The following is a 15,394-nucleotide window of genomic DNA, read 5'->3' as shown; positions in this document are numbered from 1 at the left end:
TCAGACCTTTTCGACTTCAGGCCGGCCGAGGATGCCGGAGGGCAGGAAGATGAGCACGATCGCCAGGATCGAAAACGCGGCCACGTCCTTGTAGTCGATGGAGAAATAGGCCGACCACATGCTCTCGATGAAGCCGATCAGGAGCCCGCCGAGCACCGCGCCGGGCAGCGAGCCGATGCCGCCGAGCACGGCCGCGGTGAAGGCCTTAACGCCCGGCACGAAGCCGTCGGAGAACACCACGACGCCGTAGTACATCAGGAACAGCGTGCCCGCGACGGCGGCAAGGGCGGCGCCCATGATGAAGGTGATGGAGATGGTGCGGTCGACGTCGATGCCGAGCAGCGCCGCCATCTTGCGATCCTGCTCGCAGGCGCGCTGGGCGCGACCGAGCGCCGTCCTGTTGACCAGGTACCAGAAGACCGCGAGCAGCGCGATGGTAACGATCACGATGATGATCTGCTTCAGCGAGATGCTGATGCCGTCGATCGTGTAGACCTGGCTGACCAGCGGCGGGATCGGCTTGTTGCGCGGACCTTGTGTGACCTGCACGAAGTTGGACAGCGCGATCGACATGCCGATGGCGGTGATCAGCGGCGCCAACCGGAACGAACCGCGCAGCGGTCGGTAGGCCACCTTCTCGATCGTCCAGTTGTAGAGGCTGGTCAGAAGCATCGCCACGATCATCATGATCAGAAGCGCCACCACGACCGGCACCGAATAGAACAACGCGCCGAGGATCAGGAAGACGATGAGCGCGGTGAAGGCGCCGACCATGAAAATGTCGCCATGGGCGAAATTGATCATGCCGATGATGCCGTAGACCATCGTATAGCCGATCGCGATCAGGCCATAGATAGATCCCAGCGTCAGCCCATTGATAAGCTGCTGGACGAAGTACTGCATATTTACGCGGCTCCCCTGGAATGTCGCCCGTTTTCGGATCGCACTCCTTGTCGTATTTCCCCTAGTCGTAAAGTTTCGAGCCCGGATTGCAACGTGATTTTTCAATCGCTCTGCGTGGTTTGGAAGCACGCCGTCCGATTGCCCGTTTTTTCACACCCGACCCCTGGACTATCGCGGACCCTAGCATTGGCACAACGCAATGTCTTTGACGATTCAACCCTATGATGGGCCTCGTGTCGAAGAAACCAGCGTCAAAATAAGTTGATGAGAAGAATCCTTGCGCCAACCGAAGCGCCCAGTTTCCTGTCACCGCACCTTCCGCAAGGTCAGGATTCCGTCATCTGTCACGGGCATGTGACGGTGCGGCGCCCTTCGGTCGAAGGCGCCGCGCCACAATAAAGAACCTTGAAGCGACGTCTCAGTAGGCAGAGCCTCCCTCGCCATTGAGACTGTGCTTTTCAGTGCCTTTGAGCGGCGGATTGAAGACGCTCACCAGCATCATGTCGCCGACGCTGTCGGCGCGCAGGAAGTGGTCGTCATGGGCATCAAGCACATAGACCGTGCCCGGCTCGACGCGATGGACGGTGCCGGTCATGTCCTCGACCTCGCCGCTGCCGGAGATGCAGTAGCAGGCCTCCAGGTGCCGCCGATACTGCAGTCGCGATTCGCTGCCGGCGCGCACCACCGTGTGACATATGGTGAAGCCCATGCCGTCTTGGCTTGTCAGCAGCCGATGGCTGGTGCCGTTGCCCCAATCGACAAAGAAGTCAGTTTTTTCTACATCAGCCAATTGTCTGGTGAACATCGTCGTCTTTCCATGAAATCAGGTTTGAGAAGCGGCGGCGCGCCTCGAATTCGGCGGCAGGCATCGACTTTTTGGTCTGGCCTGGTTAGATTTTGCGCCGTCGGCCCAGATCAATGACTCAGGTTGCGCCATGCTTCAAATGATGGATTTTGGCCCTTTTTGTTAGAGAATTTTACAGATGGACTATCTGCCGCTGAATGCCATCCGGGCCTTCGAGGCGACCGCTCGCCACCTCAGTTTCTCCGCTGCCGGCGAGGAACTGCATGTCACCCACCCTGCCATCAGTCACCAGATCAGGCGGCTGGAGGAGTGGTTTGGCGTCGCATTGTTTCATCGCGACGCCCGCAAGGTGCGCCTGACGGAGGCCGGGCTGATCCTGCAGGCGTCAGCGGGCGCGGCGCTGTCGGAGCTGGGCGCGACCTGTCGCCGCATTCGCAGAAGCGCCGCCCAGGCATCGCTGTCGGTGGGTTGCATTCCCTCGATCGCCAGCCGCTGGCTGGTGCCGCGCCTGTCGGATTTCACGGCGCGCCATCCCGAGATCGCGATCCGTGTAGCCTACGCCAAGGCCGAGGATCGGCTCGAGGACGACAACGACATCCTGATCACGCTCGGCGCCGATCCCTCGCCGCATGTCACGAGCCTCAAGCTGTTTTCCCGCATCAGCCGGCCTGCTTGCAGTCCGCACTATCTTGCGCGCAAGGGGCGGCTGGAAACAGCGGCGGCCATCGCGGCGGCGGACCTGTTGCACGACGAGACGCGCCAGGGCTGGCAGGAATGGTTTTCCAAGTCCGGGGTCGAAGAGCGCGATGTCGGGAGCGGCCCGGTTTTTGCCGATTTCAACATACTGGCGACCGCGGTCATCGCCGGGCACGGCGTGGCATTGTGCCCGGTCGAGGTTTTTCGCGAGGAGCTCAGGCGCGGCGACCTCGTCGTCCTCTCCGATATTTCGACGGACGACGACAAGGGTTATTTCCTGACGATGTCGGCGCAGCCCTCGTCTGCCGAGGCCAGGTTCGCCGAATGGTTCCGCGATCAGGTATCGGTCAAAGCCGAGGCCTGACAGCAAGCCGGCTGGATATTCCGGCTGACGATCACGTCACGACGAAGCCATGCGCGAACGGATCGCGGTCGTCGATGAAGATGGTGTTGAGTCCCGTCATCCGCGCCCAGCCACCGATCGAAGGGATGATCGCCGGCTTGCCGGCAACGGAAACCTCTTTCTCGACCCTGCCCTTGAACAGCGACCCGATGATCGATTCGTGGACAAAACTGTCGCCCTCCTTGAGCTTGCCCTTGGCATGAAGCTGCGCCATCCGCGCCGAGGTGCCGGTGCCGCAGGGCGAGCGGTCGATCGCCTTGTCGCCATAGAACACGGCGTTGCGCGCATCGGCCTCCGCATTCCTCGGCTTGCCGGTCCACAGCATGTGCGACAGCCGGTTGATGCCGGGATTCTCCGGATGCACGAAGGAATATTTCTCGTTGAGACGCTGCCGCACGACGGGGCTCCAGGCGATGAGGTCGCCCGCCGTGTAGTCGGCCATGTCCCGGTAATTCTTCTGCGGCTCGACGATGGCGTAGAAATTGCCGCCATAGGCGACATCGACGCTGATCTCGCCGAGCACCGGGCATTCGACGGTCAGGCCCTCGGCATGGAGGAAAGACGGCACATTGGTGATGCGCACCTCCTCGACATATTCGCCGACCTGCTTGTATTCGGCGATGACGAGGCCGGCCGGCGTGTCGAGCCTGAGCACGCCCGGCGTCTTCGGCTTCACCAGACCATGCTCGATTGCCATCGTCACCGTGCCAATCGTGCCGTGGCCGCACATCGGCAGGCAGCCCGACGTCTCGATGAACAGGATGGCGATGTCGCAATCCTCGCGCGTCGGCGGATAGAGGATAGAGCCCGACATCACGTCATGGCCGCGCGGCTCGAACATCAGCCCGGTGCGGATCCAGTCATATTCCGCGAGGAAATGCGCCCGCCGTTCCATCATCGTCGAGCCTTGGAGCAGTGGACCGCCGCCGGCGACAAGGCGCACCGGATTGCCGCAGGTGTGGCCGTCGATGCAGGTGAAGGTTTTTTTGGCCATCATACTCTCTTTTCAGAAACGCCCTGGGCGGAAAGGGGTCAGATCGAGCGGCGGAGTCTGCCCGAGAACGAGATCGCGGATCAAGCGGCCGGTCGCCGCCGATTGGGTCAGGCCAAGATGGCCGTGGCCGAAAGCATAATAGACACTTGGCGCGCGCGCCGCGCCGATCACCGGCAGCGAATCCGGCAGCGACGGACGAAAGCCCATCCACTCGCGGCCGCCCGACGGGTCGAGCCCGGGCAGGAAACGCTTCGCCTTCTCCAGCATCGCTTTGGAACGGGCGAAATTGGGCGGCCGCTCGATGCCGCCGAGCTCGACGGCGCCGCCGACGCGCAAGCCCGTCTGCAGCGGCGTGATGACGAAGCCGTGCCCCGAAAAGATCAGCTGCCGCTTCACGTCGAAAGCCGATGCCGGCAGCGTCGTGTTGTAGCCGCGCTCGGTTTCGAGCGGGATCCGATCGCCGAGATTTTTCGCCAGGAGATGCGACCAGGCGCCGGCGGCGATCACAAGCTTGCTTGCCTTTCGCCTCGTGCCATCGGCCAGCACGATCGTCGCGCCGTTCGCGCCTGACTCCACGCGTTCGACCCGTGCATGCTCGAAACGGGCGCCAAGCCTTTCCGCATAGGCCCAGACCGCCTTGCCGAGCAGCTTGGGGTCGGCGACCGTCTTCCAGCCCGGCACGAAGGTGCCCTTGACGAAGCGCGGCGAAAGACCAGGCTGCAGCGCCGCCATCTCTTGGCCCTCGACATGGCGGAAACCGATGCCGAACCGCTGGCGCTCGGCCCAGCCGGGCAGCGAGGCACGGAACTCCGCCTCGCTCTCATAGAACTCTAGCGAGCCGTCCTCGCGCAGCATCGGCCGCGTGCCGGAGCGATCGAGTAGGCCCATCCACTCGGCCTCCGCAAGCTTCATCATGCCGGCCTGCGTTGCGAGGCTCGTCGCGTAATGCTTCGCCGCGCCCGCCCGCCAGAAGCGGATCAGCCAGGGCAGGAGTTTCGGCAGATAGGCCGGCGGAATGGCCAACGGCCCGAGCGGATCGGCGAGCCATTTCGGCAATTGCCGGATCATCCCCTTATGCGCCAGCGGCAGCACGTCGGAGAAGGCGAAAGCGGCGGCATTGCCGGAACTCGTCTCCTCGCAGATGCCGGTACGGTCGAAGACGGTGACGCCGCACCCGGCTTCCGAGAGCAGGGTCGCGGCGCAGATGCCGATGATGCCGCCGCCGATAATGGCAATGTCTTCCGCTTCCCCCCTTTCATGCAGGGAAGATGCCCGAAGGGCGGATGACAGGCCGCCCCCCTCCTCGGAATTTTGCTGCACGTGAAGGCTGTCCCTTATTCGGCCGCCACCAGCCTGTCCGTCGACCGAGGAGACGTCTGGAGCAACGGCAGCGTCGGCCGCAAAGCCAACGCGTCCCGGACGATCTTCTCGACCGCCTTGCGGCGTTCGCCCGACAGCGGCTGGCGCGGCATGCGCACGCGGTCATTCGTACCGATCGCCAGCACTTCGGCAAGCTTGATGTTTTGGACCAGATAGGTCGAGACATCGAGGTCGAGCAAGGGCCGGAACCAGCGGTAGATGGCCAGCGCCTCCTCGCGGCGGCCCTGCCGCATCAGCTGGTAGATCGCGACGGTCTCGCGCGGGAACGCGGTGACCAGGCCGGCGACCCAGCCGATGGCGCCGACCGACAGCGCCTCGAAGGCGAGATTGTCGACGCCGGTGAAGAGGTCGTAGCGATCGCCGAAGCGATTGATGATCTCGGTCGAGCGGCGGATGTCGTCGGAGGATTCCTTGATGGCGACGAAGCGCTTGTCGGTCGCCAGTTCCTCCATCAGGTCGACGGTGACGTCGACGCGATAGGCGAGCCGGTTGGAATAGATCATCACCGGCAGGTCGCCGGCTTCCGCTACGGCACGAAGGGCGGCGACGGTCTCTTCCGGATTGGTGTGGTAGATCGGGCTCGGCACCACCATAAGGCCGTCGGCGCCTTCCCTGGCGGCGCGCTTCGCGATGCTCGCCGCCTCACGCGTGCCCGGCTCGTTGACGGTCAAGAGCACCGGCTTCTTGCCGGCGACCTTCTGCGCCGTCTTCAGCACTTCGATCTTCTCGTCAGGCGACAGCATTGGGCCTTCGCCCAGCGAACCGCAGACGATGATGCCGTCGCAGCCGGCCTCTATCTGCAGGGTGTAGCAGCGCTCCATCTCGGCATGGTCGAGGCGGTCGTCGGCGGTGAATTTGGTCGTGACTGCTGGGAAAACTCCGGTCCACACGGCTTGTCTCTCCTCTGATATATCAGTCGTATATCTATTAAGAATTGGTGTGTCAACGCTGAATCCGTTATGATATATGAAAAATATATCAGGAGCCCGCCATTGATCTCCCCACTGATATCCGCTGATGCGAACGCCCCCTTCGAGCCGGCGGCAACCAAGGCCTATCGCGCGCTGGAGCACATGATCGTCACGCTCGAGCTGGCGCCGTCGAGCTTCGTCACGGAAGGCGCGCTGATCGATCGCCTCGGTCTCGGGCGCACGCCGGTGCGCGAGGCGATCCAGAGGCTGGCCTGGGAAGGGCTTCTCGACATAAGACCCCGCGCCGGCATCGCGGTCGCGCCACTTCACGCCGGCGACTGGCTGCGGGTGCTCGATGCGCGGCGCGGCATCGAGGTCGTGCTCGCCCGATCGGCCGCCCGCTTCGTCACACGCGAGGCCGCCGACCTGTTTCACGAGGCGGCTTTGGCCATGCAGAAGGCGGTGATCTCGGGCAACGTGCTTGCCTTCATCCAGGCCGACAAGGCGCTCGACGAGGCGCTGGCCATCGCCGCCGACAATCCCTTCGCGGCGCGAGTGGCCGCCCCCCTGCAGAGCCACAGCCGCCGCTTCTGGTTCCGCTACAAGGCCGACACCGGTCTTGCCGAATCAGCCGAGCATCATGTCGCGCTGATCCGCTCGATCCTCGACGGCGACGAGGAAGGCGCCGCCAAGGACGCCAAGAAACTGATGGCGCTGCTGCGCGGCCACGCCGAGGTCGCCGCGACCCGATAACGCCGTTAGTTCTCAGCCGGCTCTTTTTTCGCCGCCCACTTCAACAGGGCATCGAGAGCCGGGCACAGCGCCTGACCCCAGTCGGTCAGACAGTATTCGACCTTCGGCGGCACCTGGTGATGGACGATGCGGCGCACGATGCCGTCGGCTTCCATCTGCCTGAGTTGCTGGATCAGCATCTTTTGCGAGATCGCGGGAATGGCCCGCTCGAGGTCGGAGAAGCGCAGCACCTTGCCGCCGAACAGGTGAAACAGGATCACCAGCTTCCACCGGCCTTCAAGAATGCGCAGCACGTTCTCGACGCCGATCGCCGCGGACGAAGGCGTCAGAGGCTCGGGCTCACTTTCAGGTAAGTACCTTACTTTTTCGTCGGTTCTTGTCATTTTCGCAGCATACCTCATCTTAGCGGCCGACAACAGCTGCCCCCTCCTACAGACGGCGGCATCCAATTGGAGACAAACCGTGACCGTGACCCTTCCTCCGCCGTTGGCGGATTATTTCGCCGCCAACAACCGCCACGACATCGACGCGATGCTCGTGCCTTTCGCACCGGAGGCCATCGTCAAGGACGAAGGCGAGACCCATCGCGGAACCGAAGCGATCCGTCAGTGGATGCAAAGCACGACCGACAAATATCACGCGAAAGTCGAGGTGAAGGAGGCCGGTGTCACAGCCAACGCATGGCGGATCGCCGGTATCGTCTCCGGAGATTTCCCCGGCAGCCCGATAACGCTCCACTACAATTTCACGCTGGGCGGCGACCGGATCGCGAAACTGGAGATCGGCCTATGACCATCCGGCAGACATTCGCGATCGATGACCAGGAGTTCCGGGGCAAGCGCGTGCTGGTGACCGGCGGCACCAAAGGCGCAGGCGAAGCTATCGTCCATCGGCTTGCCGCGGCAGGCGCAAGGGTCGCGACGACCGCCCGTTCGCCCGACGCCGGAACACCGGCGGAACTCTTCGTGCAAGCCGACCTCGCCACTCTCGACGGTGCGGCAAACGTCGCCGCCGCCACTATCGACGGACTCGGCGGCATCGACATCGTCATCCACAGCGTTGGCGGGTCGAAAAGCCCGGGCGGCGGTTTCGCGGCGCTGTCCGACCGGATCTGGCAGGACGAACTCAACCTCAATCTGCTTGCGGCGGTGAGGCTCGACCGACTGCTGGTTCCCGAGATGATCAAGCAGGGATCGGGCGCGATCGTTCATATCTCGTCGATCCAGCGCCGCCTGCCCTTGCACGAATCCACCATTGCCTATGCGGCGGCAAAGGCCGCGCTCTCGACCTACAGCAAGGCACTATCCAAGGAACTCGGCCCCAAAGGCGTCCGCGTCAACGCCGTGGCGCCAGGCTGGATTCACACCACCGCATCGGAAGCCATGGTCAAGCGTTTGGCCGCTCATGCCGGGTCGGACGAGGAAACCGCGCGTCAGGGCATCATGGATGCGCTGGGCGGCATCCCGATCGGCCGGCCGGCATGGCCGCGAGAGATCGCCGAGCTGGTCGCCTTCCTGGTTTCGGATCGCGCATCGGCGATCCACGGCGCCGAATATGTCATTGACGGCGGTACGATACCGACGGTCTGAGCGGCGCCCTGCCGCCAGGCTCGCTGCGGCACAGCCTTCGTTCAGGCGCCCGGCATCGCCGCCCTGATCGTCGGACTGTCCCAGCCCTCGCCGACCGAGAGAACGCAGCTTTGCCCCTTCGTGTCGGAGGCAAGAACCGTCCAGCTGCCCTGATCGGAAACGAAAATCTCCAGCACGACGTTCGGATTGATCAGGCCGCGCCCGGCCTCGGTTTCGTGGAACTTGTCGCCCAGCGCCTTGATGATGTCCGCGCGGGCCGCGCATTGCGCGGCCGCGCTTGCCGGGGCAGCTCCAAGGGTGATCGCCGCTGCCGCCAACATTGCCGCCACAACAAATCGTGTCATCTGACACCTCCTCGCGCCAGACGAGAACCCCGGCTGCCACCGGCGCTGTTCGGTTGCCTGCACGCATGGCAGGAATACAGCCTAAGGCGGATACCGGTCTGTTGGTTCCATCACACGGCGATGGAATTATCGGGAGGTCCGGATGCTCTGTGGACGCGCTGTGCCGCAGACCATGTATCCGAGTAGAGCCGCCAACCCGTGAAAGCGGCAGTCCGATCGCCACATCCCGAACGCGGATCACTCCAAAAAAGAAGCGCGGTTTGCACCGCGCTTCCTCAATCTCAACTTAGACGACCATCCGGCTAGTTCATCGTCGAGCCCGCCCGCGCGCCCGCACCCGAAGGCGAGGACGCGCAAACAGGAAACCGTCAGGTTAGTTCATCGTCGGAATGACGAACTCGGCGCCGTCCTTGATGCCCGCCGCGCGCCCGCAGCCGCAACGCGGCGAGGACGCGCAGCTAAAGAAACCGTCCGGCTAGTTCATCGTCGGGATGACGAATTCCGCGCCGTCCTTGATGCCGGACGGCCAGCGCGAGGTGACCGTCTTGGTCTTGGTGTAGAAGCGGAACGCGTCCGGGCCGTGCTGATTGAGGTCGCCGAAGGAAGACGCCTTCCAGCCGCCGAACGTGTAATACGCGATCGGAACCGGGATCGGCACGTTGACGCCGACCATGCCGACCTGAACGCGCGAGGCGAAATCACGGGCCGCGTCGCCGTCGCGGGTGAAAATGGCGACGCCATTGCCCATCTCGTGGTCGTTGGCGAGCTTGATGGCGTCCTCGTAGCGCGGCGCGCGCACCACCGAGAGCACCGGCCCGAAGATTTCTTCCTTGTAGATGCGCATGTCGGCGGTGACGTTGTCGAACAGGCAGCCGCCCATATAGTAGCCGTTCTCATAGCCCTGCATCTTGAAGCCGCGGCCATCGACGACGAGCTTGGCGCCTTCCTTGACGCCGATATCGACGTAACCCTTCACCCGCTCCAGCGCCTGTGCCGTCACCAGCGGGCCGAAATCGGCGGAAGAATCCGTCGACGGGCCGACCTTCAGGCTTTCGACACGCGGCACCAGCTTTTCCATCAGCCGGTTTGCGGTGTCGTTGCCGACCGGGACCGCCACCGAGATCGCCATGCAGCGCTCGCCGGCCGAGCCGTAGCCGGCGCCGATGAGGGCATCGACCGTCTGGTCCATGTCGGCGTCGGGCATGATGATCATGTGGTTCTTGGCGCCGCCGAAGCACTGCACGCGTTTGCCGGAAGCCGTGCCGCGCGAATAGATGTAGTGGGCGATCGGTGTCGAGCCGACGAAGCCGATGGCCTTGATGTCCGGATCGTCGAGGATGGCGTCGACCACTTCCTTGTCGCCATTGACGACGTTGAGGACGCCCTCGGGCAGGCCGGCCTCGATGAAGAGCTCGGCGATACGCAGCGGCACGCCCGGGTCGCGCTCGGACGGCTTCAGGATGAAGGCGTTGCCGCAGGCGATGGCCGGCGCGATCTTCCACAACGGGATCATGGCCGGGAAGTTGAACGGGGTGATGCCGGCGACGACGCCGAGCGGCTGGCGCATCGAATAGACGTCGATGCCTGGGCCGGCGCCGTCGGTGTACTCGCCCTTCATCATGTGCGGCGCGCCGATGCAAACCTCGACCACTTCGAGGCCGCGCTGGATGTCGCCCTTGGCATCGGCGATAGTCTTGCCGTGCTCGCGCGCCAGGATGTCGGCCAGCTCGTCATAGTCGCGCTGGACCAGCTCGAGGAACTTCATCAGCACGCGCACGCGGCGCTGCGGGTTGGTGGCGGCCCATTTCGGCTGCGCCGCCTTGGCATTCTCGACCGCGGCGCGCAATTCCGCCTGCGAGGCCAGCGCCACCGTGCCGCGCACGGAGCCGTCCATCGGCTGCATCACATCCTGCTTGCGGCCGCTGGTGCCGGCGACACGCTTGCCGCCGATGAAATGACCGTATTCGATCATGGTTTCTCTCCCTGGATTTCGTGATGATGCCATTGTCCGCCTTTGCGGCGGCGATGGCAACGCGAGGAAGATCGCAACCGTTGTGCGGAAAATAGACAACGGCAGCGGAGTGTGCATTAATTGTCGCAAATGCCTGACGTGAAGGACTTCTCAGGTTGAGTTTTCTCGCGCCCCCCTCTGGCCTGCCGGCCATCTCCCCCACAAGGGGGGAGATCAGATGTCGCGTCGGTTTTCGCCAATCGCCGATGCAGGAGAAAGCGCTGCCGGCGACACTGCCAATCTCCCCCCCTGTGGGGGAGATGTCCGGCAGGACAGAGGGGGGCGCGACAGAACGCGGCCTTGATCGTTATTACCAGGACCATCCCCATGAACTGGGATGACGTCCGCATCTTCCTCGCCGTGGCGCGCGCCGGCCAGATCCTTGGCGCAGCGAAACGCCTGGGGCTCAACCACGCCACCGTCTCGCGCCGCATCGCCGCGCTCGAGGAAGCATTAAGGACAAAGCTTTTCCGCCGCCTGACCACCGGCAGCGAGCTGACGCCCGCCGGCGAGCGCTTCCTCGACATCGCCGAGCGCATGGAAGGCGACATGATCGCCGCGCGCTCGACCATCGCCGGCGAGGGCGACGACGTTTCGGGAACCGTGCGCATCGGCGCGCCCGACGGATTTGGCGTCGCCTTCCTGGCAAAACGGCTGGGCGAACTGACCGCTTTGCACCGCGAGCTCACCATCCAGCTTGTGCCGGTGCCGCGCTCCTTCTCCTTGTCGCGCCGCGAGGCCGACATCGCGATCACCGTCGAACGGCCCACCGAAGGCCGGCTGGTGGCGGGCAAGCTTGTCGACTACACGCTCGGCCTCTTCGCCTCGCGGGCCTATGCCGAAGCCAACGGCCTGCCGAAAACGCCGGCCGAGCTCGCCCGGCACACGCTGATCGGCTATGTGCCGGACCTCATCGTCAGCCCCTCGCTCGACTATGCCGCCGAGTTCAGCCCCGAATGGCGCACCAGCTTCGCCATTTCCTCGGCGCTCGGCCAGGCCGAAGCGGTGCGCTCCGGCGCCGGCATCGGCATCCTGCACACATTCGTCGCCCGTTCGATGCCGGAGCTGGTGCCGGTCGACATCGTCGCCCCGATCCGCCGCGCCTACTGGTTGGTCTATCATGAATCGGTGCGGCCGCTGCGCCGCGTCCAGCTCGTCGCCAACTTCATCACCAAGGCGGTGGAACGCGAGCGCGGCCTTTTCGTCTAATCCGCGTCGAGCACGAACGAGCTCACGATCTTGTCGGCTTGATCCGCAAGCGGCGCCCATTTGCGCGCCGCCTCTTCGGCGCTGTCGGCCGAAATCCCGCAATCGATGAAGCCGTAATGCGAGCTGCGTAGCGTCAGCGCGATGCGGGAATGGCCGTAGAAGCTGACGTTCTCGTCGGCATAGTGGAAATCCATGTCGGCGATCCGCACCGGATAGCCGTCCGGGAAATGCGCCAGCCTGTCCTGGCTGAAGCTGGCAGACTGATAGGCGACGCCGACCGTGGTCTGCCAGTTGCTCATCTGCCAGTCTTTCTCCATGAACGCCCTGACATCAGGCGGATTGTCCGGAGCAGTCGGGTCGTAGGCATTTTGCGACACCCTGCAGGCCAGGCCTTTTTCGCCGGATTTGATCTTGAGCCGGATGGTGTTGTCAAAGGCGGTTTCGCTTGCCCATTCCTCGGGATAGGTCAACGAAAAGCCGTGTTCCCTATCATGAACAGTCTTGTCCGCGGCCAGCGCCGACGCGGCGCAGGCCAGATATGCGGTCGCCGCCACTAGAAAAAGACGCATTGCAAAGTCCCCTCGCTGCCGCCGATCTTATCACAGGCAGTTGGTCCTGGCCGCCTTGCCTCCGCCACAAATTCAGCCACTGTGGCACCAGCGCGCCTGGCCATGCCGTGGCCGGGCGCCAGAGCAATTCTAGGAATTGCGTCAGAATAAAGAGATAGAGCGGTTCGCCGTGAAACGGTGAAACGCTCTGGGGGACAATCTTCGAAACACCGGCGGGGAAATGCGAGCCGTTCTTGCCATTCTTCCGCTACTTTTCCTGTCGGACTGCGCCAATCCCTGGGCAAAGGTTCCGGAGGCAGAGCTGCCGAAGCCGGTTCGCTATGCCATGTCGCGGCCCTCGCCTTTCGTCATCGGCAATTATTGCGGCCCGGGCACGCGCACCGGCGATCTGTCGGCAAGGCCCGTCGACCGCCTCGATGCCGCCTGCCGGGTTCATGACGCCTGCTACATTGCGAGGCGCAATCATTGCGACTGCGACGGCGCGCTCGTCGCTTCAGCGCGGAAAATTCGAGACGACAAGGCGGCGCCGCGCAAGATGCGAAACGAGGCCGAACTTCTGATCGCCACCTTCGCTTTTCCCGTCTGCCGGATCTTTCCGCAAGGCTTCCTGCCGCCACGCGACCCCGCCCAGCTCAATGCCGTGAACGGGGCCGCCGGATGAGCATCGGATCTGCCGTCGCCAAGGCATTGCTTGGACTGGCGCTGACGGTGCTGGCCGGCTGCGACGGCATGCACGGACACTCAGCCTGCGCCTTCTTTCCGGGCGACGACGCCTGCGACCGCCTGCCCGTCTCGGCGGACAGCAGCGGCGACGGCATCGCCATGGCGCATTACTTCGCCAGCGACGGCAACAGCGCCTACGAAAGGGAATTCCAGGCGCTGCTCGCCCAAAGCCGCCTCGATGCGCTCGACCGCGCCAACGGCACCGGCCGCTTCGGCCGCGACTGGCGCGATGTCCGGAACAGCGGCTTCCATGCGACCTATCCGGCGCTGCAACGGTTGGCGAAACCGCTCGACGACACGGAACTCGCGCCGACGCCAGGCAAGCCGGGCGAAGGCTATTTCGCGGGGCGCTGGCGCATGTCGCGCCAGACCCTCTATCTCGATGCCGCCGCGCGGCCCTCGGCGCCCAAGACCTTCAGCTTCTCCGGCCTGCAGGCGCGCTCGGTCGAGATCGTGCTGCGGCAGGCAGGCCAGCATACTGTCGACATCGGCGGCACCTGCAACGGCCCGCTCGCGATCCGCGCATCGGGCCGATCCTCCACAGTCGCCGCAGCCTCGCCATTCCATTTGAGCCTGCCGGTCGCCGAAACATCCGCCAGCCTGTTTCCGGACCAGGCGCTGACCCGCTGCGATCTGCGCATCAGTTCAACCCTGGCGCCGGCGGGCGCGCCGCTGACCTTGCTGCGCGAAGAGAGTGCCGACCCCTGGATCACGGCTCTGGACAGCCGCTACGACCGCTGCCCCGTGCCCGAGCCGGCGCGAATGGAGGAACTCGACCGCGTCTTTTATGCGAGCCGCTGGCTGTCGCAGACCTGCGCGCTGCCGCTGGGATCTCCGACCCTGCTGCGCAAGTCGCGCGACGGCTTCAATGCCAAGGTCGAGGCCCTGCTCGGCAAGAGGCTGCCCGACAGCGCCTTCGACAAAGCCGACCCGGAGCTGCCGCTCGATTTCTCCAACGCCCCAAAACTCAGGCTGATCTACCTGTCGTCGCTAGAATTCAAGGCGGATTTCTCCGGCCGCCTGATGGAGCGGCTGATCCGCCATCACGCAGCACTCGGCACCAAGGTGCGCATCCTGGTCACCGACGTGCTGGAGCGGGAGAAGGACGACGCCATGCTGCACCTGCTGGCGTCGGAATTCCCCAATGTCGAGTTGCAGGAATATCGCTGGCAGGCCGATCACGGCGCGCCGTTCGACGAGCAAATCTCACAGCTGCACAAGACCCATCACGTCAAGATGCTGGCGACGCTGGCCGAACAGCCCGGGCGCTCGCGCGTCATCATCGGCGGCCGCAACATCCATGACGGTTTTCTGTTCCACAGGCCGGTCGACCTGACCCGCTATCCGGGCCTCGAGCAATACGGCAAAACCGACGGCTTCTCGCTGAATTACTATTCCAACTGGAGCGACTTCGACATCGAGATCGCCGACCAGGCGACCGTCGAGACGCTGGCCGCGCATCTGTCGACCATCTGGCTGCGCGACGCCGACACCAATCTGTCGCGGCCGTTCTCGATTCCGGTCCGTTCCCGGGCGGCCCCGCGCGGCGTGGCGCGGCATTTCATTTCCGTGCCCTATGAGGATGGGCACGCGCTGGAGGCCTATTTCGTCGAGCTGGTCGACACCGCCGAGCATCGCATCGAGATCGTCAATCCCTATCTCAACCTGACGCCCGATATCGCCCGCGCCTTCGACCGGGCGCTGGCCAGGGGCGTGAAGATCGACGTCGTCGGCCGCATTGACCTCAAGGGTGATATCGGCGGCCGCTTCCTCACCGCGCTCAACAAGCTGTTCGTCGAGAAATATGGCGACCGCATCAACATCCGCGAGTTCAAGGCGCCGGATGTCGTGCTGCATTCCAAGATCATGATGATCGACGAAAGGCTGGTCGCCATCTCATCGGTCAACCTCAACAACCGCAGCTTCTTCCATGACTCGGAGAACGGCATGGTCGTGCTCGATCCGGCCTTCTATGCCAGGATGAAGCCGATCTACCAGGACTACGTTGCGCATTCACGGCCGGTCGCCACCAATGTCACGATCGGCTGGGCCTACCGTCTGCTGTTCAGCGACAATTGGGTCAGAGAGGCGTTCTGAGGGATTG

At 64.0% G+C, this 15,394-nt stretch carries 16 protein-coding genes; 7 read left to right on the top strand and 9 right to left on the bottom strand.

What is annotated here, in order from left to right; genetic code table 11:
* Window positions 1–903 (bottom strand): branched-chain amino acid ABC transporter permease, encoded by a 903-nt coding sequence (locus tag EJ069_RS28340; RefSeq protein ID WP_042645691.1) that lies wholly within the window; start codon window positions 901–903, stop codon window positions 1–3.
* Between the two features lie 418 nt (window positions 904–1,321).
* Window positions 1,322–1,708 carry an ectoine synthase gene (locus EJ069_RS28335; protein ID WP_126063957.1) on the bottom strand — a complete coding sequence of 129 codons (387 nt, stop codon included), beginning with the start codon at window positions 1,706–1,708 and terminating at the stop codon, window positions 1,322–1,324.
* Window positions 1,709–1,886: 178 nt separating this feature from the next.
* Between EJ069_RS28335 and EJ069_RS28330 the strand changes: the two genes are divergently transcribed.
* Entirely contained in the window at window positions 1,887–2,768 is an 882-nt protein-coding gene (locus EJ069_RS28330; RefSeq protein ID WP_126063956.1) for a LysR substrate-binding domain-containing protein, read from the top strand.
* Window positions 2,769–2,799: 31 nt separating this feature from the next.
* On the opposite strand, the gene EJ069_RS28325 is transcribed toward EJ069_RS28330, so the two are convergent.
* From EJ069_RS28325 to EJ069_RS28315, 3 genes are read right to left on the bottom strand one after another with little or no spacing between them, the layout of a single operon-like run.
* On the bottom strand, window positions 2,800–3,801 hold the full coding sequence (locus tag EJ069_RS28325; RefSeq protein ID WP_126063955.1) for a 4-hydroxyproline epimerase: 1,002 nt from the start codon (window positions 3,799–3,801) through the stop codon (window positions 2,800–2,802).
* Window positions 3,802–3,813: 12 nt separating this feature from the next.
* Complete coding sequence (locus tag EJ069_RS28320) at window positions 3,814–5,091, bottom strand: FAD-binding oxidoreductase (protein ID WP_245456723.1); 1,278 nt, start codon at window positions 5,089–5,091, stop codon at window positions 3,814–3,816.
* Between the two features lie 44 nt (window positions 5,092–5,135).
* Window positions 5,136–6,071, bottom strand: coding sequence for a dihydrodipicolinate synthase family protein (locus tag EJ069_RS28315; protein WP_126063954.1), 936 nt, complete (start codon window positions 6,069–6,071; stop codon window positions 5,136–5,138).
* A gap of 69 nt (window positions 6,072–6,140) precedes the next feature.
* On the opposite strand from EJ069_RS28315, the gene EJ069_RS28310 reads away from it, so the two are divergent.
* Window positions 6,141–6,845 (top strand): GntR family transcriptional regulator, encoded by a 705-nt coding sequence (locus EJ069_RS28310; protein ID WP_245456342.1) that lies wholly within the window; start codon window positions 6,141–6,143, stop codon window positions 6,843–6,845.
* Window positions 6,846–6,850: 5 nt separating this feature from the next.
* Here the strand turns inward: EJ069_RS28310 and EJ069_RS28305 are convergent, their stop codons facing one another.
* Entirely contained in the window at window positions 6,851–7,228 is a 378-nt protein-coding gene (locus EJ069_RS28305) for a helix-turn-helix domain-containing protein (protein ID WP_108703008.1), read from the bottom strand.
* 79 nt (window positions 7,229–7,307) lie between these two features.
* Between EJ069_RS28305 and EJ069_RS28300 the strand changes: the two genes are divergently transcribed.
* Together EJ069_RS28300 and EJ069_RS28295 are read left to right on the top strand one after the other, a co-directional pair.
* Complete coding sequence (locus EJ069_RS28300; RefSeq protein WP_126063953.1) at window positions 7,308–7,637, top strand: nuclear transport factor 2 family protein; 330 nt, start codon at window positions 7,308–7,310, stop codon at window positions 7,635–7,637.
* Window positions 7,634–8,434, top strand: a complete 801-nt coding sequence (locus EJ069_RS28295; RefSeq protein WP_126063952.1) for an SDR family oxidoreductase — start codon at window positions 7,634–7,636, stop codon at window positions 8,432–8,434. Before EJ069_RS28300 ends, EJ069_RS28295 begins: the two co-directional genes overlap by 4 nt.
* 41 nt (window positions 8,435–8,475) lie before the next feature.
* Here EJ069_RS28295 and EJ069_RS28290 read toward each other — a convergent pair whose 3' ends face one another.
* Both EJ069_RS28290 and EJ069_RS28285 read right to left on the bottom strand, forming a co-directional pair.
* Entirely contained in the window at window positions 8,476–8,778 is a 303-nt protein-coding gene (locus EJ069_RS28290; protein WP_126063951.1) for a hypothetical protein, read from the bottom strand.
* Between the two features lie 475 nt (window positions 8,779–9,253).
* Complete coding sequence (locus EJ069_RS28285; protein WP_126063950.1) at window positions 9,254–10,750, bottom strand: CoA-acylating methylmalonate-semialdehyde dehydrogenase; 1,497 nt, start codon at window positions 10,748–10,750, stop codon at window positions 9,254–9,256.
* Window positions 10,751–11,116: 366 nt separating this feature from the next.
* On the opposite strand from EJ069_RS28285, the gene EJ069_RS28280 reads away from it, so the two are divergent.
* The gene (locus EJ069_RS28280; RefSeq protein ID WP_126063949.1) at window positions 11,117–11,998 is read left to right on the top strand and encodes a LysR family transcriptional regulator; all 882 of its coding nucleotides are present in this window, start codon (window positions 11,117–11,119) and stop codon (window positions 11,996–11,998) included.
* Here the strand turns inward: EJ069_RS28280 and EJ069_RS28275 are convergent.
* Window positions 11,995–12,567, bottom strand: a complete 573-nt coding sequence (locus EJ069_RS28275) for a hypothetical protein (protein ID WP_126063948.1) — start codon at window positions 12,565–12,567, stop codon at window positions 11,995–11,997. The genes EJ069_RS28280 and EJ069_RS28275 overlap by 4 nt on opposite strands.
* Window positions 12,568–12,787: 220 nt before the next feature.
* Here EJ069_RS28275 and EJ069_RS28270 point away from each other — a divergent pair, with 220 nt between their 5' ends.
* Together EJ069_RS28270 and EJ069_RS28265 are read left to right on the top strand one after the other, a co-directional pair.
* A complete protein-coding gene (locus EJ069_RS28270; RefSeq protein ID WP_126063947.1) occupies window positions 12,788–13,228 on the top strand; it encodes a hypothetical protein in 441 nt (146 codons plus the stop codon).
* Window positions 13,225–15,387, top strand: coding sequence for a phosphatidylserine/phosphatidylglycerophosphate/cardiolipin synthase family protein (locus EJ069_RS28265; protein ID WP_126063946.1), 2,163 nt, complete (start codon window positions 13,225–13,227; stop codon window positions 15,385–15,387). The genes EJ069_RS28270 and EJ069_RS28265 overlap by 4 nt, the downstream gene beginning before the upstream one ends.
* Window positions 15,388–15,394: the final 7 nt, after the last annotated feature.

The organism is Mesorhizobium sp. M2A.F.Ca.ET.043.05.1.1, assembly GCF_003952445.1.
GTDB lineage: Bacteria > Pseudomonadota > Alphaproteobacteria > Rhizobiales > Rhizobiaceae > Mesorhizobium.
This window is presented reverse-complemented; position numbering and strand designations above follow the sequence as displayed.

Excerpts from the sequence above, each read along its gene's own strand:
- EJ069_RS28340 (WP_042645691.1), bottom strand. The coding sequence starts at position 903 with ATGCAGTACTTCGTCCAGCAGCTTATCAATGGGCTGACGCTGGGATCT.
- EJ069_RS28335 (WP_126063957.1), bottom strand. The coding sequence starts at position 1,708 with ATGTTCACCAGACAATTGGCTGATGTAGAAAAAACTGACTTCTTTGTC.
- EJ069_RS28330 (WP_126063956.1), top strand. The coding sequence starts at position 1,887 with ATGGACTATCTGCCGCTGAATGCCATCCGGGCCTTCGAGGCGACCGCT.
- EJ069_RS28325 (WP_126063955.1), bottom strand. The coding sequence starts at position 3,801 with ATGGCCAAAAAAACCTTCACCTGCATCGACGGCCACACCTGCGGCAAT.
- EJ069_RS28310 (WP_245456342.1), top strand. The coding sequence starts at position 6,141 with ATGATATATGAAAAATATATCAGGAGCCCGCCATTGATCTCCCCACTG.
- EJ069_RS28305 (WP_108703008.1), bottom strand. The coding sequence starts at position 7,228 with ATGACAAGAACCGACGAAAAAGTAAGGTACTTACCTGAAAGTGAGCCC.
- EJ069_RS28295 (WP_126063952.1), top strand. The coding sequence starts at position 7,634 with ATGACCATCCGGCAGACATTCGCGATCGATGACCAGGAGTTCCGGGGC.
- EJ069_RS28290 (WP_126063951.1), bottom strand. The coding sequence starts at position 8,778 with ATGACACGATTTGTTGTGGCGGCAATGTTGGCGGCAGCGGCGATCACC.
- EJ069_RS28285 (WP_126063950.1), bottom strand. The coding sequence starts at position 10,750 with ATGATCGAATACGGTCATTTCATCGGCGGCAAGCGTGTCGCCGGCACC.
- EJ069_RS28280 (WP_126063949.1), top strand. The coding sequence starts at position 11,117 with ATGAACTGGGATGACGTCCGCATCTTCCTCGCCGTGGCGCGCGCCGGC.
- EJ069_RS28275 (WP_126063948.1), bottom strand. The coding sequence starts at position 12,567 with ATGCGTCTTTTTCTAGTGGCGGCGACCGCATATCTGGCCTGCGCCGCG.
- EJ069_RS28270 (WP_126063947.1), top strand. The coding sequence starts at position 12,788 with ATGCGAGCCGTTCTTGCCATTCTTCCGCTACTTTTCCTGTCGGACTGC.
- EJ069_RS28265 (WP_126063946.1), top strand. The coding sequence starts at position 13,225 with ATGAGCATCGGATCTGCCGTCGCCAAGGCATTGCTTGGACTGGCGCTG.